Source organism: Erythrobacter sp., from assembly GCF_024305245.1.
In the GTDB taxonomy this organism is placed as follows: Bacteria; Pseudomonadota; Alphaproteobacteria; order Sphingomonadales; family Sphingomonadaceae; genus Erythrobacter.
The window spans coordinates 331,259-352,268 of sequence record NZ_JAMWYX010000004.1; the positions used below are offsets into that span (position 1 = coordinate 331,259).

Below are 21,010 nucleotides of genomic sequence, written 5' to 3' on the forward strand. Positions count from 1 at the left end.
CATTCCCCGAACCACCGCACGCACGGCAGCGTTTCAGCTTGCGAACAATTGCCCCATATCGGCGAAGGCCTTGAACTCCAGCGCGTTGCCTGATGGGTCGCGCAGGAACATCGTCGCCTGTTCGCCCGGCTGGCCCTTGAAACGGATGGTCGGCTCGATCACGAAGGCAGTGCCGGCGGCGCGCAGGCGTTCGGCCAGCGCCTCCCACTTGTCCATCGACAGCACCAGCCCGAAATGCGGCACCGGCACGCCGTGGCCGTCGACATGGGTGTTGGCCCGGTCGCCCGCCTGCCCCGGGGCGAGGTGGGCGACGATCTGGTGGCCGTGAAAGTCGAAATCGATCCACTCGGCCGAAGAGCGCCCCTCGGCGCAGCCCATCGCCTCGCCATAGAACGCGCGCGCGGCGGCAAGATCATCGACCGGGAAGGCGAGGTGGAACGGGGGCAGGTTCATGCGGCAGACTCCTGATTACCCGCCTGCGATAGCCCGTTCAGCCTCGACAGTGCCAGAGTGAATATCTACGGCAGCCCATCAAACCGTCTGGCAAGGTGGAGCGCAGACCATGAAGCTGATTATCGGCAACAAGAACTATTCGAGCTGGAGCTTGCGCGGCTGGCTCGCGGCCAAGCAATCGGGCCTGCATTTCGACGAGCTGACCGTGCCGATCATGGGCGAGGAATGGGACCGGCTCAAACACGACATGGGCGAGGTGCAGCCTTCCAGCGGCAAGGTGCCGATCCTGTGGGATGGCGACGCGGTGGTCTGGGATAGCCTGGCGATTCTGGAATACCTCGCCGACAAGGTCGGGCGCGAACGGTTCTGGCCGCGTGACGAGGCAGCCCGCGCGATGGCGCGCGCGATGGTGGCGGAGATGCACTCGGGCTACGTTGCCTTGCGCAAGGAAATGCCGATGAACATCCGCCGCCGGGTCGATCTGCCGGGCGTGTCCGACCAGACCCGCCACGATATCGTACGCATTCTGACCCTGTGGGCCGAAGCTCGCGCGCGCTATGGCAATGCCGGCCCCTATCTGTTCGGAACCTTCGGCGCGGCCGACATATTCTATGCTCCGGTGGTGACCCGCTTCGCCACCTACGGCATCGCCGTTCCGGGCTTTGCGCAGGCCTACATGCAGGCGATTACGGAACATGACTGGATGCGCGAATGGACCGGCGCGGCCGAGGACGAACAATGGGTGATCGAACAATACGAGCAAATCGCATGAGAGCCGCCATCGCCGCGCTGCTGGCGCTGATCGTGATGCTGCCCGCGCCCGCGCAGGCGTGGGGCTTCTACGCCCACCGCAAGACCGCCGAAATCGCCGAGGCCAATATCTCGCCTGAAGCCCGCGCCAAGATCGCGCGGCTGCTGCGGTCGGAAAAGGCGCTGGGCACGCCGGAATGCCCGCTGAAAAGCATCGAGGATGCGAGCGTGTGGCCCGATTGCGTGCGCCGCGAAGGCTGGCGCTGGGGCTATACCGCCGCATGGCATTACCGCACCGCGCCGATCTGTCAGGCATTCAACCCGCGGGCGAATTGCTCCGGCGGCAACTGCGTCACCGCACAGATCACGCGGGCGCACCGCATTCTTGCCGATGAAAGCCTGCCCGCCGCGATCCGGCTGGAGGCGCTGGCCTTCATGGTGCATTTTGCAGGCGACGTGCACATGCCGCTGCATTCGGGCGACAACGAGGATCGCGGCGGGAACGACAGAACGGCGGCCTACGGGATCAAGCCGGGGCTGAACCTGCATTCCATCTGGGACGGCGCGCTGGCCGAACGCGCGATCAGCGACCCCGCCGATCCGGTGGTGCGGCGCTATACGCCTGCCGAACGCGCCGACCTTGGCGGCGGCGCGCCCGATGACTGGGGCCGCGAAAGCTGGGAGATCGCACGCGGCTTCGTCTACCCCACCGCCTTCGACAGCGAAGACGTGTGCGCCGCGCCGCTGCCCGGGGAAACCGCGCTCAGCCAGGAAGACATCGTCGCCGGGGTGCCGATCGCCAAGCGGCGGGTGCAGCAAGCAGGCATCCGCATCGCCGATCTGCTCGAAAGCGCCTTCGCGCCGGGGCCACTGGTGGTGGAGGAACGGCAGCGCTAGGCACTGCCATCGTCAACCAGACGCCTTGGCGAGGAACCACAGCGCCACGCCCACCATCCCCACTGCCAGCACCCGCCGCACGAGAGTGGCTCGATTTCGGGCCAGCAGGAACGGACGCATCCGTCCTGCGCCTAGCACCAGCGCCAGATGGACTGCGGTAGCTATGCTGACGCTGATCGCGGCCATCGTCAGCCCTTGCGGCAGGCTGGGCTGACCACCAGCGACAAACTGCGGCATCACCGTGATGAAGAACAGCGCGGACTTGGGGTTGAGCAGGTTGATGACCAGCCCGGCGAAGAAGTTGGGCCGGGTCACGGCGCGCGGTATCGCCATAGCCGAAGCATTGCCCGACATGCGCCACGCCTGCCACGCGAGCCACCCCATCATCGCGGCTGCCAGCACCGACATGACCTGCGCCAGCGCCGCATCCTGCGCAAGGATGAAGCTGGCGGCCACCACGCTGAGCGCGGCATTGCCCGCAAGCCCCAGTGCAATCCCGCTGATCGCCGCAAGCCCTGCGCGCTTGCCGTCAGCGAGGGTGAGCGCCACCAGCCAACCCATATTCGGCCCCGGTGTCAGCTCGATCAGCAAGACGGCAAGGGCAAATCCGGCAATATCCATCATGTCGCCAGTTCCCCGCTACACCGGTCCCGCCTCAGGGCAGCCGCTTGCTGGCGTAGGCCGTTCCGTCCTTCCGTGCATAGCCATCTGGGCCGAACACCATGTCGATGTCGGAATATTCCCCGCTATCGGCCTCGCGGCCGCCCGCGCTGATCGCAACGAAGGTGCAGGGCGTATCTGAACGATTGTGCAAATGATGGCCATCCGGCACCCCTGCGGGGAAGCCCAGCACATCGCCCGCGCGCACCGGGGTTTCGCCGCCATCATCGATCAGCACTGCTTCGCCTGACAGCATCACCACCAATTCATCCTGCCCCCGGTGCCAGTGACGTTGCGAGGAAAAAGCGCCCGGCTCCAGCACCATGTGGCTTGCGCCCATCAGTGTCAGCCCCGCTGGCGGAGCAAGCCTTCGCCACCACCGCCCTGCAACTGCCGCATCGAAAGGCGCAGGATACCCGGTCGCATTGGTCTGGGGAATGGCATCAAGATCGAGCTTGGGCATTGGCGGCAACTCCTGCTAGGCCCGCAGGAATGCTCGATCCGCTCGACCTTGCCAAGCGCCTGATTGCCGCGCCTTCCGTGACGCCCGCGACCGGCGCGGTGTTCGATGAATTGGAAGCGATGCTCGCGCCGCTCGGGTTCGCGGTGCACCGCTTCATTCGCGGCGAGGGGCCGGTGGGTTCGGATGAGGCTCCGGTCGAAAACCTGTTCGCCCTGCGCGCCGGACCGCCCGGATCGAGGCACTTCGCGTTTGCCGGACACCTCGATGTCGTCCCTCCGGGCGAGGGCTGGGGCAGCGATCCCTTTGTGCCGCAAGTGCGCGGGGAACTGCTGCACGGGCGCGGTGCGGTGGACATGAAGGGCGCGATTGCCGCGATGGTCGCCGCCGTTGCCGAGGTGCCTGCCGAAGCGGGCACAATCAGCTTCATCATCACCGGTGACGAGGAAGGCCCGGCGCTGCACGGCACCCGCGCGCTGATCGATTACATGGCTGCCGAAGGGCACGCGCCCGATCTGTGCCTTGTCGGCGAGCCCACTTCGGTCAACCGCCTTGGCGACATGGTCAAGATCGGGCGGCGCGGCTCGGTCAACATCTTCATCACGGCGGACGGCACGCAGGGCCACGTCGCCTATCCGCACCTCGCCGATAATCCGCTGCCCAAACTGGTGGCGATCCTCAATGAGTTGGACGCGCTCACGCTCGATACCGGCACGGCGTGGTTCCAGCCGTCCAATCTCGAAATCACCGAAATCACTGCCCCCAACCGTGCGCATAACGTGATCCCGGCGCAGGGGCAGGCGCGCATCTCGATCCGCTTCAACGATCTGCACACCGGGACGAGCCTGTCCGAACGCGTCATGGCAATTGCCGAACAGCATGGCGGGCACGCGCGGCCGGTGATTTCGGGCGAGCCGTTCCTGACCGAGCCGGGCGCGTTCTCCGCGATGGTTTCGGCTGCGGTCGAGGCCGAGACCGGCATAACCCCCGAACTCTCCACCAGCGGCGGCACGTCGGACGCGCGGTTTCTGCGCGACCTGTGCCCGGTGATCGAATTCGGGCTGTGCAACGCGACCATGCACAAGCGCGACGAGGCGGTGGCGATCCCCGATCTTGCCGTGCTGGCCCGCATCTATACCCGCATCGCGCGCGCCGCTCTGGCGCTTGAAGAAGGCCCGCGCCCCTTGGGCGCCAACGCAAGGACATTGATTTGAGCACCTGGCTGCGCATCCCCCTGTGGCAACGCGTCATCGCGGCGCTGATCCTCGGCATCATTGTCGGGCGGTTGTGGGGGCCGGGGGCGGAAAGCATCAAGATCATCGGCGATGTGTTCGTCGCCTTCATCAAGATGCTGGTGGTGCCGCTGATCTTCTTCAGCCTGGTCGCTGGCGTTGCCAGCATCGGCGATCTGCGCAAGCTCGGCTCCGTCGGCTGGCGGGCGATGCTATTGTTCGTGGTGACCGGGCAGATGTCGGTGTGGCTCGGCCTGATGCTAGGTACGCTGATCGCGCCCGGCCTCGGCGTGGATACCTCCGCGCTGACCATCGGCGCGCCGCCCGCTCCGGCCGAAACCAGCTGGCGCGAGATGGTGCTGGGCATGATCCCGCAAAGTCCGGTGCAGGTGATGGCAGACGTCAACGTGCTGCCGCTGATCGTGTTCTCGCTGCTGATCGGGATCGGCATCCTGATGGCCAAGGACGATGGCGAGCCCGCGCTCAAGATCTTCGAAAGCGGCAGCGTGGTAATGCAGAAAGTCACCATGATCGTGATGGAGCTTACCCCGTTCGGTGTCTTCGCGCTGATGGCCTGGGTGGCAGGCACGCTCGGCTTCGATGCGCTCGCAGCGCTGGGCAAGTTGGTGTTCCTCAACTATCTCGGCTGTTTCCTGATCATTGCGCTGATTTACGGCGCGATGATCAAATTTATCGCCAAGGTGCCGCTGATCGGGTTCTTCCGCGGCATGATCGATGCGATTGCCGTCAGCTATTCCACCGCCAGCTCCAACGCGACGCTGCCGGTCACCTTGCGCTGTGCCGAGCGCAACCTCGGCGTGTCGAAATCTGTCGCCAGCTTCGTAATCAGCCTTGGCGCGACGGTGAACATGAACGGCACCGCGATGTATCTCGGCCTCGCGACCTTGTTCGGCGCGCAGATTTTCGGGGTGGACCTGAGCTGGGGCGATTACGGCATGATCGCGCTGCTTGGCACGCTCGGCGCAGTCGGCGCGGCGGGCATTCCGGGCGCGGGACTGATCATGATGGCGCTGGTGTTCAGCGCGGTGAACGTGCCGCTGGAAACCATCGCCTTCGTCGCGGGCGTCGACCGGATCATGGACATGATGCGCACCACCACCAATATCACCGGGGATGCCGCCGTGGCGGTGACCGTGGCCAGCCTGACGGGCGAACTCGACCGGGCGGAACTGGTCAGTGCGGACGACGTCTAGGCAAGTTTGAGATCTACTCGGTTTGCGGCGCAGCGTCCGCGCTGCCGGTGGCCGCGACCTGGACAGGGACAAATTCGCCGAGCAGGCAAAGAGCTGGTCCCGAACCGCGATCGTAGTTCAGCCTGATCGCTTGACCAGCGCAGATCGTCGTGTTGACGGCACTGATGCCGGGAACACCGTCTTCACGCTCGCGGCGCAGACCGGGGCATCGCTTGGCAAGATCGTTGACGAAGACCTTGCCCTGACGCTCGAACAGGACCTGCCGGTCGTTGATGACGAGATAGGACGCGTTGCTGGTACCGATGCAAGCTTTCGGCTCGCCGGAGACCATAAAATCGACGGGCGCGTCATGCTGCATCAGCAGGGTTGTGAGAGGGGTCGGCGAATCCGCCCACTTTCCGGCAGCGGCGTTGGCCGCGACGACACTTCCCCCCACAGCCAGCAACGCACCTGCTCCGAACAGCCACGATCCGCGTCCCATGCGACCCTCCTTGCCCGCGCACTCTCGGGAACGGGCCCGATCACGCAACGGCATGAAGGTAAACAGAAATTCGCTTAATGCGCAATGAACCAGGCGAGGTCTGGTGCGGCTCAGCTCCCGCCATCCTCCACATATTCGACCGGCTCGAACCGGCCCAATCCGCATCCTGCCCCACGCTGCGGCACGCCGCCGATGTTTTGCAGCACGTAGATGATCTCCGCGCTGCACAACTGGTCGATGCTGGTGTTGTAGGTGAAGGACCGTTCGATCGCGAGGCCGGGGCAGCGATTGGGCAGGATGCTGCGATAGGTATCGCCGCCGCGCATCTCGAAATCGATGACCTGATCGGTTTGCACGCGGGTCTGGCGGATCTGGTTGCGGTTGATGCAGGACTTCGCCTCGCCCACTACTCTGACCGTCGGCGCTCCGGCTGCCGGATCGGCATCAGGGTCACGCTCGACCGGTGCGCATCCTGCGGCCAGCAGGGTCAGGGCGATCAGGGACAATGGTGTTCGCATGGGTTCGGGCATCCTTCCGTCGGCGAAACGCTGCGCTCACCGGCCAGCGTCAGTCGCTGTGTTTGCCCCCACGCGGATCGTGTAACACCTTCTTGCGATAGCTGCATAGATCAACGACCGTGCAGCGCCAGCACTCAGGGGTGCGCGCCTTGCAGACATAGCGGCCGTGCAGGATCATCCAGTGGTGCGAATCGCGGCGGAACGGCTGGGGCACGCGTTTCTCCAGCTTGGCTTCGACCGCTTCGGGGGTCTTGCCCTTGGCCATGCCGGTGCGGTTGCCGACGCGGAAGATGTGGGTATCGACCGCGAAGGTTTCCTGCCCGAACCAGCAATTGAGCACCACGTTCGCGGTCTTGCGCCCGACGCCGGGCAGGCGGGTAAGCGCGTCGCGGGTGTCAGGAACCTCGCCGCCATGTTCGTCCACCAGAATACGGCTCAATGCGATCACGTTCCTGGCCTTGGAATTGAACAGGCCGATGGTCTTGATGTGCGCCTTCAGGCCTTCCTCGCCAAGATCGACCATCTGTTGCGGCGTGGCGACCTTGGCGAACAGTGCGCGGGTCGCCTTGTTCACCCCCACATCGGTCGCTTGCGCCGATAGCGTCACGGCCACCAGCAACTGGTAGGCATTGCCATATTCCAGCTCGGTCTGGGGGGAGGGGTTATCCTCGGCCAGACGGCGGAAGAATTCGAAGATCTGGTCTTTGGTCATAGTCTTGGGGTCATCCGCCTTGCGTCACAGCCCCAGCATATCGTTCATGGTGTAGCGTCCAGCAGGCTTGCCCGTCAGCCATGTCGCCGCCTTCACCGCTCCGCGCGCGAAAATCATGCGGTTTTCGGCCGAGTGCGAGATCGTCAGGCGTTCCTCCGGCCCGGCGAAGATCACGCTGTGCTCGCCCGCCACTGTGCCGCCGCGCAGTGTGGCGAAGCCGATGGCGCCCTCGCGCCGCGCGCCGGTCATGCCGTGACGCCCGCTCTCCATGTTGTCGCTCAGCGCGATCCCGCGCGCCTCTGCCGCCGCTTCGCCCAGCAGCTTGGCAGTGCCCGACGGCGCATCGACTTTCAGCCGGTGATGCATCTCCAGCACCTCGATATCCCAGTCCGGCCCGAGCCGTGCCGCCGCTTCGCGCACCAGATGCGCCATCAGCGTGACGCCGAGCGAGAAATTGCCCGATTGCAGCACCGGCACGGCCTTGGCCGCATCGGCCAGCAGCACGAACTCCGCCTCGCCAAGGCCGGTGGTGCCGACCACGATCGGAATGCCCGCCACCCGCGCCGCGCCGAGATTGGCGGCCAGAGCTTCGGGCGCGGAGAAATCGACCAGCACATCGCACTGCGCGGCGTGCGGACCGATGTTCCCGCCCGCATCCACGCCGATGCACAATTCGTGCCCTGCGTCCGCAATCGCAGCCTCCAGCGCCTGCCCCATCCGGCCCTTGTGTCCGATCACCCCGAATTTGATCCGTGCCATTGCCTTGCCTTTATGCCCCGTGCTTGAAGGCGTCATGGCAGAGATTAAACGCATCGTCATCCTGACAGGCGCAGGCATTTCCGCAGAGAGCGGGATCGACACCTTTCGTGCAGCCGGAGGCCTGTGGGAACAGCACCGGATCGAGGACGTCGCCACGCCCGAAGGCTTCGCCCGCAACCCCGATCTGGTGCTGGGGTTCTACGACATGCGGCGCGCTGCGCTGGCGCGGGCGGAGCCGAACCCGGCGCACATCGCATTGGCGCGGCTGGAGCGCGAGTTTGCGGGCGAGTTGCTGCTGGTGACACAGAATGTCGACGATCTGCACGAACGCGGCGGCGCCGCGCGGGTGCTGCATATGCACGGCGAACTCAGGAGCGCGCTGTGCACATCGTGCGAGACCCGTTCGCGCTGGGATGCAGCGATGCAGGAGCGCCCCCCGTGCCCGGTGTGCCGCGCGCCGACGCTGCGCCCCGATATCGTGTGGTTCGGCGAGATGCCGTATCAGATGGGCCGGATATATCAGGCGCTCGAGGCCTGCGATCTGTTCGTCAGCATCGGCACTTCGGGCGCGGTCTATCCGGCGGCGGGGTTTGTGGCCGAGGCGCGCAGCAGCGGGGCGCGCACGCTGGAACTCAATCTTGAACCGAGCGAGGGATCGCGGCTGTTCGACGAAACCCGCCTCGGCCCGGCCAGCGTGCTGGTGCCCGAATGGGTGGATGCGGTGTTGAACACCTGACTTTAACCATGCCGGGCTATTGTCAGGCGATGTCCCGCTGGATGATGATCCTGCTTGCCGTGCTGGGGCTGCCCTATGGCTATCTTGCCCTGTACTGGGGCGGATGCCTGATCGGCGGCTGCCGCTTCGATGGCCACATGCTGTTCTACAGCTTTGTCGCGCTGGTCGCGGCCCCTTTTGTCGTCGCGATGATCGGCGGGGGCGCAATGATGGGCGGCCTGCGGCGCATGCGTCAGCCAGCGGCATCCGGTACGCTCGCCCCCGGTGCGATAATGGACCGGGCGCGCGGCGGACTGCGATTCTGGCTGGGCCTTGTGATGTTGATCGGCGCATTGCCGACCTGCGCGGCGCTGTTCTATCTGATGCTTTACACGCCCAAGGAGGGACGAGACAGCTTGGGCAGGATTTGCGAAACCGAAGGAAGCGCCACCACCTGCCGCCCCGATCCTGAAGCGGATCGGCCTTCTGAGCTCGACAGGATCAACGCTGCGCGCAAGCGTCAGCGATGGTTCGAAAAGGACTGAACTGGCACCTTAATCGGGCGGGAGCTTCGTCGGCGTCGGCGGGTTCGCGCCGCGCTCCTTGCTCCAGCTGCGTCCGGAATCGTCCTTCATCTCCTCGTGCGGCGTGGTCGGGCGAACGTCGCTTTTTCCCTCCGCGAGTTGCTGGCGTTCGCGCTTTGCCACCGCCGCGTCATCGTGGTGATCCTGCGCCTTCTTGGTGCGCAGCAACGAAACCACGGCGTAGACCAGCACAGTCCCGATCGTGAACAGCGCGAGGGTCATGACGATATCCCATTCGAAATTGAAATTCATCGATCAAGCCTCCTTTTGCTAGGTGCTCAATCAGCCCGGCAGGCTCGGGAATGTTCCGCCGGGCAACGGATTACGTGCCGCGCCGTGGCGGCTCCGCGACGGGACGAGCCGTTATGCGCAGGTCTTGCAGGTCGAATCCTCGACAATGCGGATGGTGCGCATTCCCGGCGCCAGCCCGTCGAGGATGTGCAGCCGCCCCCATCCCGGATCGCCCAATCCGCTCACCCCCGACAGCAGCACCTTGATCGCTTGCAGGGCGGCGAGGCTGCCCGCCCACCCGGCCATCGCGCCCAGCATCCCGTCGTCGGCGCAGGTATCGCAATCCTCGGCATCGAAGGCGTCGCCGACGAAGCAGCGATAGCATGGCTGCCCCCGCACATGCCCCGCAAAGGCCGCGACCTGCCCCTGAAACCGGCCCACCGCGGCCGAGAGCAGCGGGATCCCCGCCGCCACGCAGGCATCCGATACGGCGAGGCGGGTGGCGAAATTGTCGGTGCCGTCGAGCACCAGATCCGCGCCTGCGATCAGGCCCGCCGCGTTGCCGGGGGTGATCCGCGTATCGGATACATCCACGCTCAGCGTATCGTCGAAATTGGCGAGCCAGCGCCGCGCCGACACCGCCTTGCCGTAGCCCACATCGCGGGTGGTGAAGATCGTCTGGCGCTGGAGGTTCGATGTATCGACCACATCGTCATCGACCAGCGTGAGCTTTCCGATCCCGCTCGCCGCAAGGTATTGCAGCGCCGGGCTGCCGATCCCGCCCAGTCCGATGATCGCGACATGGCTCGCCGCCAGCTTGACCTGACCCGCGCCGCCGACTTCGGGCAGCACGATATGGCGGGCGAACCGGTCGAGCCGGGCCGGTGACAAAGGCGGGGGCACGCTCATGGTTCGTCCCTCGGCTCTGCCACCCGCCGTTCCTGCCGGAATGCCCCGATGCCGTGCCACCACAGGAACCCGATCACCGCGCCCTTGGTCGGTTGCAGCGTGACCAGCAGCATCACCACCGCCAGCGGCAGGATGATCGCCAGCGTGGCCCAGGCGGACATTGCGAAGGTGCCGATCATCGCGATCACGACGGGTGCGAGCAGGTGGCCGACCACGAAGATGCCGATATAGGCGGGGAAATCATCGGCCTGCTGCACCGACCAGTCCTGCCGGCAATGCGGGCAGGCATCGACCGGCTTGAGCCAGGCGCGGAACAGCGCCGCCGCGCCGCAGCGCGGGCACTGCCCCTTCGCGCCGCGCACCAGCGCGGGAAGCCACCCGGCGGGCAGGTCGATCTGGTCGGGAGAAAGCGGTTGAGACGGCATGGACAGGCTGTTTACAACCTGTGCGCCGCCTGTCGACAGGGCTGTGGATCAGCCTGTCGAAAGTGCGGGGCATGGCTTGTCTCGAACAGGAGCGAAACGGCCGCTTGCGCCCTCAGCTCTCCAGCTGGCGCAGCAGGCTGCGCACGTCGCCGTCCATGTCGGCATCGCGGGTGCGCAGGTCTTCGATCAGGCGCACCGCGTGGATCACGGTGGAATGATCGCGCCCGCCGAACTTGCGCCCGATTTCGGGGTAGCTGCGCGGGGTCAGCACCTTGGACAGATACATCGCCACCTGACGCGGCCGCACCACAGCGCGGGCGCGGCGCTTGCTGCTCATTTCGGCGCGATCGATGCGGTAGAAATGGCAGACCGTGCGCTGGATCTCGTCGATCGTGATCCGGCGGCGGTTGGCCGACAGAATATCGGTCAGCTGTTCCTCTGCGAGTTGCAGCGACACTTCCTGGCCCGTCAGCTGCGCATAGGCGATCAGCTTGTTCAGCCCGCCGACCAGCTCGCGGATATTGCGGGTGATGGTGCGGGCGAGGAATTCGACCACATCGGCCGGCACGTCCAGCGGGGCAAAGCGCACCAGCTTGGACACCAGGATCTTCTTGCGCAGTTCGATGTCGGCGGGCTGGATATCGGCCACCAGACCCATCGAGAGGCGCGAGAGCAGGCGCGGTTCGACCCCGTCGAGCGCCTGCGGGGCGCGGTCGGCGGCGAACACCAGCCGCTTGCCCTCGGCCAGCAGCGCATCGATGGTGTAGAGCAGTTCTTCCTGCGCGCTCGCCTTGCCGATGATGAACTGGATATCATCCACCAGCAGCAGATCGAAGCTGCGCAGCCGCGCCTTGAATTCGATCGTCTGGCTCGATTTCAGCGCCTGCACGAATTCGACCATGAAGCGTTCGGCCGAACAGTAGAAGATGCGTGCACGCGGGTGGGCCTGCAGATAGGCATGGCCGATCGCGTGCATCAGGTGGGTCTTGCCCTGTCCGGTCGCCGCCTTAAGGTAGAGCGGCGAGAATTGCGGCTGTTCCAATGCGGCCATGCGCTGCGCGGCGTTGCAGGCGAGAATATTCGCCTCGCCCGTGACGAACGCGGCGAAGGTCAGCGAGGGATCGAGCCCGACCGATGAGGTAAAGCCCGAATCCGACATCGTCCCGGCTGCGACCGCAAGGGTGCTCGCCCCGTCATTGGCGGGGCGGCGTCCGTCGTCGAGGCGCAGGTCGGGCAATTGGCGGCGGCCCGGATGGACCATGATGTTGACCATCCGCACTTCGTTGCGGGCGATCTTCCATGCCAGCTGCAGCCGGTCATGGAACCGGTCGCGCACCCAGTTCGCCGAAAATTCGGTAGGGAGGTAAAGGTCGAGCGAGCCGGTATCGCGGTTGAGGCTGCCAAGCTGGATCGGCTTGATCCACTGGCTGTGCAACTGATGGCCCAGATCCTTGCGCAGCCCCTGACTGATGTCGGACCAGTCTGCGGCCAGATTCACCGCTTCGGAGTCTTCCATCAGATCATCATCCGCAGGGCGGCGCGTGTTCCGCGCCTTGTCGATCCTGTGCACAAGCTATTCCCCAATCCGCTTTGGCGCTGCGTAACCGTAGTCCGCAGCCGCATTCTTATTGCCCCACAAGTCACAACGACGCGTCCTTCGAAACGCGTGTTTCGAAGAGCCCCTATTCGACCAGTCTGTTTGAACCTGGGCTGTCCCGCCCCGGGTGAGGCCTGAGTTAAGGGCGCTCTGCACATTTGCGCAAGCGCGCAGTTTTAAAAAAAGTGAAATATTCCTGTTGACTCGGCGCTACCCCGCAGACGTGCGTTCATGTTGTTGTTTTGTATAAGAAAACACAGTTTCGGACGCGCGAATCGTGGAAAATCCTGACATTTGTCAGCATTGCGTCTGCCGCAATTGTCACAAACGAAAAAGGCCGCGCTGAACCAGCGCGGCCTCTTGCCGAATTCCGACCGCTGACAACCCGCATGCACCCCTAATCCGAGGTCACGGATCGTGCGAAAAACGAATCAGAGCGTGGCGACTCGGCGCGTCAGACGCGACAGCTTACGGGCCACGGTGTTCTTGTGCATCACGCCGCGCGCAACGCCGCGGGCCATTTCGGGCTGCGCGGCCTTGAGAGCAGCGGCAGCCGCTTCCTTGTCGCCCGCTTCGCAGGCCGATTCGACCTTCTTCACGAAGCTGCGGATGCGGCTGATGCGCGCGCCGTTGATCTCGGCACGGGCGGTGTTGCGACGGATGCGCTTCTTGGCTTGCGGCGTGTTGGCCATAATTCGTGTCTGTCTCGCGTTTGGTTCGGGCTGCTTGAGGCAGCCGTGGAATTGGTGACGGTTTGCTCGAAAGTGGGCGAGCGGACGTATGGCCCTACCGCCGGAAAGCAGCGCGCATAGTCAGAACTGCCCCGAAGGTCAACGATTCTCCCACACGGCTTTGAAAACGCCGCGAGGGCGACTGCCCGCCCGCAGGCGCCCGTAGCGCAGCGAAGGAGCAGCGCCGAGGACGCGCCAGCGGAAGGCTGGTGCGAAATCAACGCTGGCATATCGGACAGAACCACGTGCTGCGCCCGCCTTGCGCGATCCGCTGGATCATGCCGCCGTCGTCGCGGCGGCAGGCCTCGTCTGTCCGCCCATAGACGTCGAAGCTGCTGGCGAAATAGCCGAGCTCGCCGTCGGGCCGGGCATAGTCGCGCAAGGTCGAGCCGCCGTCGCGGATCGATGCTTCGAGCACCGCGACGATTGCGGGCACCAGCCGCGCCAACTGCGGCCCAGTCACCTTGCCCGCAGTCTTGGTCGGACGGATGCCCGCGCGCCACAGCGCTTCGCACACATAAATATTGCCGAGGCCGGCCACGATCCGCTGGTCGAGCAGGCACAGCTTGATCGATTGCACCTTGCCCTTGAGCGCGGATTTCAGATGCGCGGGCGTGAGGCCGGGGCCGAGCGGTTCGGGGCCGAGCGCGGCGAATTGCGGCCAGTTGTCGAGCGCGCCTGTGTCCACCAGATCGACCGAACCGAACCGGCGCGGATCGCACAGCGCAAAGCGGTGCGCCTCGGTCTCCAGCAGCAGGTGATCATGCGTGTCGGGGGTTTCGGGATCGATCCGCCAGCGCCCGCTCATGCCCAGGTGGAAGATCATCGTCGCATCGCGGTCCAGATGAATCAGGCCGTATTTGGCCCGCCGCGTCAGACCGGTCACGGTCGCGCCGGTCATCACCTGCACCAGATCGGCCGGGAAGGGGCGGCGCAGGTTGGCGCGATTGAGATGGACGCGCGTGATTCGCTCGCCTTCAAGGAACCGGGCGAGGCCCCGCACCGTTGTTTCGACTTCGGGAAGTTCAGGCATTGCAAAGTTCGCACATAGGGTATCCTCTAACACCCTTTGCGCAGGGCTCAATTGCCTCTAGGGAGCCGGGCATGACCAGCAGCACTGATGACACCGTATCCTTCGGCTACACGCAGGTGAGCCCCGAGGAAAAGACCCGCAAGGTTGGCGAGGTCTTCACCAGCGTGGCGCGCAAGTACGACATCATGAACGATGCGATGTCGGGCGGGATGCACCGTTTGTGGAAGGACCGCTTCGTCAAGCGGGTGAAGCCGCAGGCGGGCGAACAGATCCTCGATATGGCGGGCGGCACCGGCGACATTGCCTTTCGCATGGCGGAACGCGGCGCACACATCACTGTGGCCGACATCAATCAGGACATGCTGGACGTGGGCGCCGAACGCGCGTTGGACCGCGGGCTTGGCGAGGAAGACGGCAGCTTGGTGTTCACCTGCCAGAACGCCGAAACCGTCAGCTTTCCGGCGAGCACCTTCGATGCCTACACCATCGCTTTCGGCATCCGCAACGTCACCCATATCGACCGCGCGCTGGCCGAGGCGCACCGCGTGCTCAAGCCCGGCGGCCGGTTCTTCTGCCTCGAATTCTCGACCGTCGAATGGGCGGGCCTGAAAGAGGCCTATGATATCTATTCCGAACACCTGCTGCCGCGCATGGGGCAAATGATCGCAGGCGACGCGGATTCGTACCGTTATCTGGCCGAATCGATCCGCAAGTTTCCGCCCATGCCCGCGTTCGAGGCGATGATCCGCGAGGCAGGCTTCGCCAACACCAGGTTCGAACCGATCATGGGCGGGCTGGTGGCGATCCATTCGGGGTGGAAGATCTGACCCTGTGACATCGTCTGTTGTCCACCTGATCCGTCTTTCGCGCTGGGGGGTTACGCTTGCCCGCAGGCGTGCGCTGGTGGGGATCGAGAATGATCCCAACGCCCCTGCAGCGTTGCGCCGTCTGGTGCGGCTGGCGCGGCTGGCGACGCTGACAGGCAAGAACGGCCCGCGCGAATATGCAGCGGCCTTCCGCGCAATCGGCCCGGCCGCGATCAAGCTGGGGCAGAGCCTCGCCACGCGGCCCGATCTGGTGGGCGACGAGGCGGCGAACAACCTCCTCAGCCTGCAGGACAGCCTGCCGCCGGTGCCCTTCGCCGAGATCAAAAAAGCGATCGAGGGCAGCTTCGGCCAGCCGATCGAAAAGCTGTTCGCCGAAATCGATCCCGATCCGGTCGGCGCGGCATCGATTGCGCAAGTCCACAAGGGTGTCACCATCGATGGCCGCAAGGTCGCGATCAAGGTGCTGCGTCCCGGCATCCGCGAGAAGTTCGCGCGCGATATCCAGACCTATGAGTGGGCCGCCGCGCATGTCGAGGCGATGGGCGGCGAGGCAAGCCGTCTGCGCCCGCGCCTGACCATCGCCAATTTCAAGCGCTGGACCAATTCCGAACTCGATCTGCGGCGCGAAGCGGCTTCCGCCAGCGAGCTGGCCGAGCAGATGGCGGGCGTGCCCGGTTACCGCATCCCCGGCATCGACTGGGATCGCACCAATGGCCGGGTGCTGACGATCGAGTGGATCGACGGGATCAAGATCAGCCGGATCGATGAGCTGCAGGCACGCGGGCATGATCTGGCTGCGCTGTCCGAAAAGCTGGTCATCAGCTTCCTGACGCAGGCGATCAGCGCCGGTTTCTTCCATGCCGATATGCACCAGGGCAACCTGTTCGTGGAGGATGACGGCACCATCGTCGCGATCGATTTCGGGATCATGGGCCGGATCGACCGGCGCGCGCGGCAATGGCTGGCGGAGATTCTCTACGGGCTGACGACCGGCAATTACCAGCGCGTGGCCGAGATTCATTTCGAGGCGCAATATGTGCCCAGCTACCACTCGGTCGGCGAATTCGCGACCGCATTGCGCGCCGTGGGCGAGCCGATGCGCGGCAAGCCGGTGAAGGAACTCAGCGTTGGCCAGATGCTCGACGGGCTGTTCGCGATAACCCGCGATTTCGACATGCAGACCCAGCCGCATCTGCTGCTTCTGCAAAAGACGATGGTGATGGTCGAAGGCATCGCCACCCAGCTCAATCCCGATATCAACATGTGGGATACCGCCGCGCCGTACGTGCGCAGCTGGATTCGCGACGAACTCGGCCCCGAAGCGGCGCTGGCAGAACGCATCAAGCAGGATACCGAAACGCTGTTTCGTCTGCCCGGCCTGATCCGGCGGCTTGAAGAGAAATTCCCGCCCAAGGGCGGCGCCCCTGAAGCTCCGCCGCTGGCCCCGATTGCGCTGATCACCGACAGGCGCGAGGGAGGCGGCTGGCTTGGCTATCTGGTTGCAGGACTTGCGGGCGCGGGCGCGGTTCTGGGTGCGATGGCCACAGGATGGATCGGATAAGGCAAAAGCGGTTGCGCCGATGTAAGCGCAATCTTAACCACGGCGCGCCCAATCTGCGCGCCAGGACTACACCCGCGCTGCTTGGCGCAGGGACGGAGCGCGTCTAGGATGGATTGCCGGCGGTATTTTCGATCCCCGGCATGGGAGTTGTTCGAACAGATGACACTGATCGGCATGCACGGCGGAGGCAGGCGATGACGGGCAGGTTCCCGCGCATCCTTCTGGTCGTGGGCGGCGGCATCGCGGCCTACAAAGCGTGCGAACTGGTGCGCCTGATCCGCAAGGGTGGCGGCGATGTGACCTGCGTCGTCACCAAGGGCGGGCAGCAATTCGTCACCCCGATGGCGCTGGCCGCGTTGAGCGAGAACCAGGTCTATACCAACCTGTTCGACCTCAAGAACGAGGCCGAGATGGGGCACATCCAGCTGTCGCGTGAGGCGGATCTGGTGGTGGTCTGCCCGGCGACCGCCGATCTCATCGCCAAGATGGCGAACGGGATTGCCGATGATCTGGCCACCACGCTGATCCTCGCCACCGACAAGCCGGTGATGGCCGTGCCTGCCATGAACGTGCGGATGTGGGAACACGAAGCGACCCAGCGCAACATCGACATGCTGCTGTCTGCGGGCGTCACTGTGCTGCATCCGGATGAAGGCCCGATGGCCTGCGGCGAATTCGGCTATGGCCGGCTGCCCGAGCCCGAGGCGATCTGGCAGGCGATTGCGGCGCAGTTCGGGCTGGACGTGCCCGAGCCCGAATCCACGCGGATCCCAGCCAATGACCGGCAGGACATCGAGGTCGAAGCGCTCGAGCCCGAGGACGAGCCCGAGGACGACAGCGCAAGCGGCAGCGCCCCTGCCAGCGGCGGCGGGCTTGGCGGCCTGCTGTCGCGGATCATCCCGCGTTCCACCGCCAAGCGCACCCACGCGGATATCGAGGCCGAATATCAGGACTTGCCTGAGCCCGAAGACGGCGATCTGCCACCGCCCGAGGAACCCGCGCCCGAATTCGCCCCGGATCTTGGCGGGCCATTGCTGGCCAAGAAGGGCGCTGCCAATGCCGCGCCCCCGATCGATGCCGAAGCGATCAACCACAAGGTCGACCCGCGCAAGAGCGCGCCCGAAGTGCTGGCGCCCGAAGTGCCGGACGAAGTCGAGACCATCCTTGGCGATGTGCCCGAAGGCGCCGATTTCGGCCTGTCCGCCGGGCATCGTCCGCTGTCCGGTCGCCACGTGCTCGTCACCGCCGGGCCGACGTGGGAAGCGATCGATCCGGTGCGCTACATCGCCAACCGCTCCAGCGGGAAGCAGGGCTTTGCCATCGCCGCCGCAGCCGCCGCGCTGGGGGCCAAGGTCACGCTGGTGTCGGGGCCGGTTGCGCTGCGCACGCCTGCGGGCGTGACGCGCATCGATGTCGAAAGCGCCGACGATATGGCGAAGGCCGTCAAGCACGCGCTGCCCGCCCATGTCGCGGTGATGGTCGCTGCGGTGGCCGATTGGCGGCCCAAGGAATATCGCGGCGAGAAGATCAAGAAGCGCGGCTCGGCTCCGCCTGCGCTGATGCTCACGGAAAACCCGGATATCCTCGCGAATATCTCGGCTGGCAGCAAGCGGCCCGAACTGGTGATCGGCTTTGCCGCCGAGACCGACAACGTGATCGACAACGCCAAACAAAAACGCAAGCGGAAGGGCTGCGACTGGATCGTGGCGAACGACGTTTCGGGCGACGTGATGGGCGGCGACATGAACCGGGTTCACATCTGCAGCGCCGACGGGATCGAAACGCTCGACGAAATGCCCAAGAGCGCGGTGGCCATGGCTTTGGCCGAACGGATCGCGGCGACGCTCAACGTCGAGGCAGCGGAGTGAGTTCGGCTGTGAAGGTTGAAATCAAGCGCCTGCCGCATGGCGCAGCTCTGCCGCTGCCTGCCTATGCCACATCGGGCGCGGCAGGAATGGACGTGGTCAGCGCCGAGGAGGTGACGATCGCGCCGGGCGAGCGTCACGCGGTCGCGACCGGCCTCGCAGTGGCGATCCCCGCAGGCTATGAAATTCAGGTGCGCCCGCGCTCTGGTCTGGCGCTCAAGCACGGCATCACTGTGCCTAACACGCCCGGCACGATCGACAGCGATTATCGCGGCGAATTGAAGGTGATCCTGATCAACCTCGGCAGCGAGCCTTTCGCGATTGCGCGCGGCGACCGGGTGGCGCAGCTGGTGCTCGCCCCGGTGGTGCAGGCGGCGTGGGATGAAGTCGCGGAACTGGACGCGACCGAGCGGGGCGAGGGCGGTTTCGGCTCGACCGGCGGACACGCGCAGCTTTAGATTTGTGCCGGACAACAAAAAAGGCGGCGCCGATCCCCTGGCGCCGCCTTCTTTTTCCCGTCCAAGGGTCTGTTGCAGTCCGCCTACACCATCAATCGACGTCGCGCACGGTCTTTTCGTCGTCGCGGATGGTAATCCGCAGAGTCTCGCCCGAATTGCCCGGGAAATCGGTGAAAAGCGCGTCCACCAGATTGGGCACCAGACGCGGCAGGCGGTTGGAGCGCGACACCGCCTCTGCCTTGCCTTCGAACAGGCGCTGGCCATCGGCCGCGCGGTCGATCTTCAGATCGATGCCGCTGGTGTAGATGGTGTAGCTGCGCACGTTGGGACCGCCGAAGAACGGGTCGTTGAAACCGACCCCCCAGCCGCCAAAGCCGCCGGCCCAGCCACCCCACGGCCCCCAGGGGCCGAAACCGGGACCAAACCCGCCACCATTGAGATCGGTGCGCACCCGCTCGCGGCCATTATCCACGTCGTAGTCGAAACGCACCAGCAAATCGGCGGTTTCCGGCGAGGCTGCCCGGGCATAGCCGAGCTCCTGCATTTCCGCTGCGACCACGTTGGCATAGGTGGCGAATTCAAGCCCGCCGGCGAGCTTGGGATCTTCGGCCACCACCGCAAATGTCTGTCCCTGCGGTGCCGGCAACGGCACGGCGAAGCGCGAGACATCCGCCTTGAACGGAGTCGCACAAGCGCCGAGGCTTGCAACGAGCAGGACGGGCAGCCCGATCCGGGCAAGAGATTTAAACTGGAACATCGACTTCGTCATGACACAACCCTTGGTCTGCCACCAGTGCAAACCGGGCACCGGGGCTTGTGCACGATATCATAGCGTGCAGGCATGAACCGCAATTGAATGTTCGCCGCGGAAGGGCCTCGGTCCACCGCACAGGCGGACAGGTTCAGTGTCGCACCAGCCCCAGCGCCTGATAGGCCGCACTCAGCGTCGGCGTGCCGCGTTCGCGCGCCTTGGAGGCACCGCGCGCAAGGATCGCGTCGAGCGCCTCGCCGTCCTGCTTCAGCGTCACGAACCGGTCGCGGATCGGGCCGAGCGTTTCGATCAGCAGTTCGCCCAGTGCAGGCTTGAACGCGCCGAAGCCCTTGCCGCCGAAATCGGCGAGCACCGCGGCAGGCTCGGCCCCGGTCAGCGCGGCGTAGATACCGACCAGATTGGCCGCTTCGGGCCGCCCGGCCAGCCCCGCGACCTCGCTCGGCAGTGGTTCGGGATCGGTCTTGGCCTTCTTGATCTTCTGCATCACCGTGTCGGCATCGTCGACGAGGTTGATGCGGCTCATCTCGCTGGGATCGGATTTGCTCATCTTGGCAGTGCCGTCACGCAGCGACATGATCCGCGCCGCCTCGCCCGGAATGATCGGTTCGGGCAGAGTGAAAACGGGCGCGTCTGAGCCATCCTCGTTCTTGGGCGCGAAGTCGTTGTTGAACTTCTGCGCGATGTCGCGGGCGAGTTCGAGATGCTGCTTCTGGTCCTCGCCGACCGGCACATGGGTCGCCTGATACAGCAGCACGTCGGCGGCCTGCAGCACCGGATAGGTGAACAGTGCGACGGATTGCCCTTCGCGGTTCTTGCCGGCCTTGTCCTTCCACTGCGTCATGCGGTTCAGCCAGCCCATGCGGGCGGTGCCGTTGAGCAGCCATTGCAGCTCTGCATGCAGCGGCACCTGCGCCTGATTGAACAGCACCGAGCGATCGGGATCGATCCCGCAGGCAACCAGCGCGGCGGCCATTTCCAGCGTCGCCGCGCGCAAGGCGGCCGGATCATGCGGCTGCGACAGCGCGTGGAGATCGGCGAGGAAGAACAGCGTTTCGGAACCCGGCTCCAGCGCATCCTGCATCCGCACCCAGTTTCGGATCGCGCCGAGATAATTGCCGAGGTGAAGATCGCCGGTGGGCTGGATTCCGGAAACGACACGCATGGTT

General features: G+C 65.2%; 25 protein-coding genes. 10 read left to right on the plus strand and 15 right to left on the minus strand.

From position 1 onward, the window contains the following. Positions 1-33 precede the first annotated feature (33 nt). A complete protein-coding gene (locus Q0L48_RS08320; RefSeq protein WP_296719533.1) occupies positions 34-453 on the minus strand; it encodes a VOC family protein in 420 nt (139 codons plus the stop codon). Positions 454-562: 109 nt separating this feature from the next. Here Q0L48_RS08320 and Q0L48_RS08325 point away from each other — a divergent pair, with 109 nt between their 5' ends. After that, the gene (locus Q0L48_RS08325; RefSeq protein ID WP_296719539.1) at positions 563-1,225 is read left to right on the plus strand and encodes a glutathione S-transferase family protein; all 663 of its coding nucleotides are present in this window, start codon (positions 563-565) and stop codon (positions 1,223-1,225) included. Continuing rightward, the gene (locus Q0L48_RS08330) at positions 1,222-2,100 is read left to right on the plus strand and encodes a S1/P1 nuclease (protein WP_296719541.1); all 879 of its coding nucleotides are present in this window, start codon (positions 1,222-1,224) and stop codon (positions 2,098-2,100) included. The genes Q0L48_RS08325 and Q0L48_RS08330 overlap by 4 nt, the downstream gene beginning before the upstream one ends. A gap of 12 nt (positions 2,101-2,112) precedes the next feature. On the opposite strand, the gene Q0L48_RS08335 is transcribed toward Q0L48_RS08330, so the two are convergent. Both Q0L48_RS08335 and Q0L48_RS08340 read right to left on the minus strand, forming a co-directional pair. Continuing rightward, positions 2,113-2,724: a LysE family translocator gene (locus tag Q0L48_RS08335; RefSeq protein WP_296719544.1), complete on the minus strand. Its 612-nt coding sequence runs from the start codon at positions 2,722-2,724 to the stop codon at positions 2,113-2,115. Between the two features lie 31 nt (positions 2,725-2,755). Further along, positions 2,756-3,223 (minus strand): cupin domain-containing protein, encoded by a 468-nt coding sequence (locus tag Q0L48_RS08340; protein ID WP_296719546.1) that lies wholly within the window; start codon positions 3,221-3,223, stop codon positions 2,756-2,758. 29 nt (positions 3,224-3,252) lie between these two features. On the opposite strand from Q0L48_RS08340, the gene dapE reads away from it, so the two are divergent. Further along, entirely contained in the window at positions 3,253-4,434 is a 1,182-nt protein-coding gene (gene dapE, locus Q0L48_RS08345) for a succinyl-diaminopimelate desuccinylase (protein ID WP_296719549.1), read from the plus strand. Further along, positions 4,431-5,666: a dicarboxylate/amino acid:cation symporter gene (locus Q0L48_RS08350; RefSeq protein ID WP_296719551.1), complete on the plus strand. Its 1,236-nt coding sequence runs from the start codon at positions 4,431-4,433 to the stop codon at positions 5,664-5,666. The genes dapE and Q0L48_RS08350 overlap by 4 nt, the downstream gene beginning before the upstream one ends. 13 nt (positions 5,667-5,679) lie before the next feature. Here the strand turns inward: Q0L48_RS08350 and Q0L48_RS08355 are convergent, their stop codons facing one another. The 4 genes from Q0L48_RS08355 to dapB all read right to left on the minus strand — a co-directional run bounded on the left by Q0L48_RS08355 (position 5,680) and on the right by dapB (position 8,136). Continuing rightward, positions 5,680-6,147, minus strand: a complete 468-nt coding sequence (locus Q0L48_RS08355) for a hypothetical protein (protein WP_296719554.1) — start codon at positions 6,145-6,147, stop codon at positions 5,680-5,682. Between the two features lie 110 nt (positions 6,148-6,257). Continuing rightward, positions 6,258-6,665 carry a hypothetical protein gene (locus tag Q0L48_RS08360; protein WP_296719558.1) on the minus strand — a complete coding sequence of 136 codons (408 nt, stop codon included), beginning with the start codon at positions 6,663-6,665 and terminating at the stop codon, positions 6,258-6,260. A 49-nt stretch (positions 6,666-6,714) separates the two neighbouring features. Next, on the minus strand, positions 6,715-7,377 hold the full coding sequence (gene nth / locus Q0L48_RS08365) for an endonuclease III (RefSeq protein WP_296719560.1): 663 nt from the start codon (positions 7,375-7,377) through the stop codon (positions 6,715-6,717). Between the two features lie 24 nt (positions 7,378-7,401). Then, positions 7,402-8,136, minus strand: a complete 735-nt coding sequence (gene dapB, locus Q0L48_RS08370; protein WP_296719561.1) for a 4-hydroxy-tetrahydrodipicolinate reductase — start codon at positions 8,134-8,136, stop codon at positions 7,402-7,404. 34 nt (positions 8,137-8,170) lie between these two features. Between dapB and Q0L48_RS08375 the strand changes: the two genes are divergently transcribed. Next, positions 8,171-8,872, plus strand: a complete 702-nt coding sequence (locus tag Q0L48_RS08375; RefSeq protein WP_296719564.1) for an NAD-dependent deacylase — start codon at positions 8,171-8,173, stop codon at positions 8,870-8,872. Between the two features lie 41 nt (positions 8,873-8,913). Then, positions 8,914-9,396 carry a hypothetical protein gene (locus Q0L48_RS08380; protein ID WP_296719567.1) on the plus strand — a complete coding sequence of 161 codons (483 nt, stop codon included), beginning with the start codon at positions 8,914-8,916 and terminating at the stop codon, positions 9,394-9,396. 9 nt (positions 9,397-9,405) lie between these two features. Here Q0L48_RS08380 and Q0L48_RS08385 read toward each other — a convergent pair whose 3' ends face one another. The 6 genes from Q0L48_RS08385 to mutM form a co-directional block, all read right to left on the minus strand. Then, positions 9,406-9,687, minus strand: coding sequence for a hypothetical protein (locus Q0L48_RS08385; RefSeq protein ID WP_296719570.1), 282 nt, complete (start codon positions 9,685-9,687; stop codon positions 9,406-9,408). Between the two features lie 111 nt (positions 9,688-9,798). After that, complete coding sequence (locus Q0L48_RS08390; protein ID WP_296719573.1) at positions 9,799-10,575, minus strand: HesA/MoeB/ThiF family protein; 777 nt, start codon at positions 10,573-10,575, stop codon at positions 9,799-9,801. Next, the gene (locus tag Q0L48_RS08395; RefSeq protein ID WP_296719575.1) at positions 10,572-11,000 is read right to left on the minus strand and encodes a DUF983 domain-containing protein; all 429 of its coding nucleotides are present in this window, start codon (positions 10,998-11,000) and stop codon (positions 10,572-10,574) included. Before Q0L48_RS08395 ends, Q0L48_RS08390 begins: the two co-directional genes overlap by 4 nt. A 112-nt stretch (positions 11,001-11,112) precedes the next feature. Next, positions 11,113-12,516 carry a chromosomal replication initiator protein DnaA gene (gene dnaA / locus Q0L48_RS08400; RefSeq protein WP_296719715.1) on the minus strand — a complete coding sequence of 468 codons (1,404 nt, stop codon included), beginning with the start codon at positions 12,514-12,516 and terminating at the stop codon, positions 11,113-11,115. A gap of 512 nt (positions 12,517-13,028) precedes the next feature. Further along, entirely contained in the window at positions 13,029-13,289 is a 261-nt protein-coding gene (gene rpsT, locus Q0L48_RS08405) for a 30S ribosomal protein S20 (RefSeq protein WP_054119570.1), read from the minus strand. Positions 13,290-13,545: 256 nt separating this feature from the next. After that, complete coding sequence (mutM, locus tag Q0L48_RS08410) at positions 13,546-14,361, minus strand: bifunctional DNA-formamidopyrimidine glycosylase/DNA-(apurinic or apyrimidinic site) lyase (protein WP_296719581.1); 816 nt, start codon at positions 14,359-14,361, stop codon at positions 13,546-13,548. A 71-nt stretch (positions 14,362-14,432) separates the two neighbouring features. On the opposite strand from mutM, the gene Q0L48_RS08415 reads away from it, so the two are divergent. The 4 genes from Q0L48_RS08415 (at position 14,433) to dut (ending at position 19,072) form a co-directional block, all read left to right on the plus strand. After that, positions 14,433-15,188 (plus strand): class I SAM-dependent methyltransferase, encoded by a 756-nt coding sequence (locus tag Q0L48_RS08415; RefSeq protein WP_296719583.1) that lies wholly within the window; start codon positions 14,433-14,435, stop codon positions 15,186-15,188. Positions 15,189-15,192: 4 nt separating this feature from the next. Continuing rightward, positions 15,193-16,749 carry a 2-polyprenylphenol 6-hydroxylase gene (gene ubiB, locus Q0L48_RS08420; RefSeq protein ID WP_296719585.1) on the plus strand — a complete coding sequence of 519 codons (1,557 nt, stop codon included), beginning with the start codon at positions 15,193-15,195 and terminating at the stop codon, positions 16,747-16,749. Positions 16,750-16,943: 194 nt separating this feature from the next. After that, on the plus strand, positions 16,944-18,617 hold the full coding sequence (locus Q0L48_RS08425) for a phosphopantothenate--cysteine ligase family flavoprotein (protein WP_296719586.1): 1,674 nt from the start codon (positions 16,944-16,946) through the stop codon (positions 18,615-18,617). Beyond that, a complete protein-coding gene (dut, locus tag Q0L48_RS08430) occupies positions 18,614-19,072 on the plus strand; it encodes a dUTP diphosphatase (RefSeq protein ID WP_296719588.1) in 459 nt (152 codons plus the stop codon). The genes Q0L48_RS08425 and dut overlap by 4 nt, the downstream gene beginning before the upstream one ends. 91 nt (positions 19,073-19,163) lie before the next feature. Here dut and Q0L48_RS08435 read toward each other — a convergent pair whose 3' ends face one another. Next, on the minus strand, positions 19,164-19,841 hold the full coding sequence (locus Q0L48_RS08435) for a DUF4136 domain-containing protein (RefSeq protein WP_296719590.1): 678 nt from the start codon (positions 19,839-19,841) through the stop codon (positions 19,164-19,166). Between the two features lie 133 nt (positions 19,842-19,974). Next, positions 19,975-21,006, minus strand: a complete 1,032-nt coding sequence (trpS, locus tag Q0L48_RS08440) for a tryptophan--tRNA ligase (protein WP_296719593.1) — start codon at positions 21,004-21,006, stop codon at positions 19,975-19,977. Positions 21,007-21,010 lie beyond the last annotated feature (4 nt).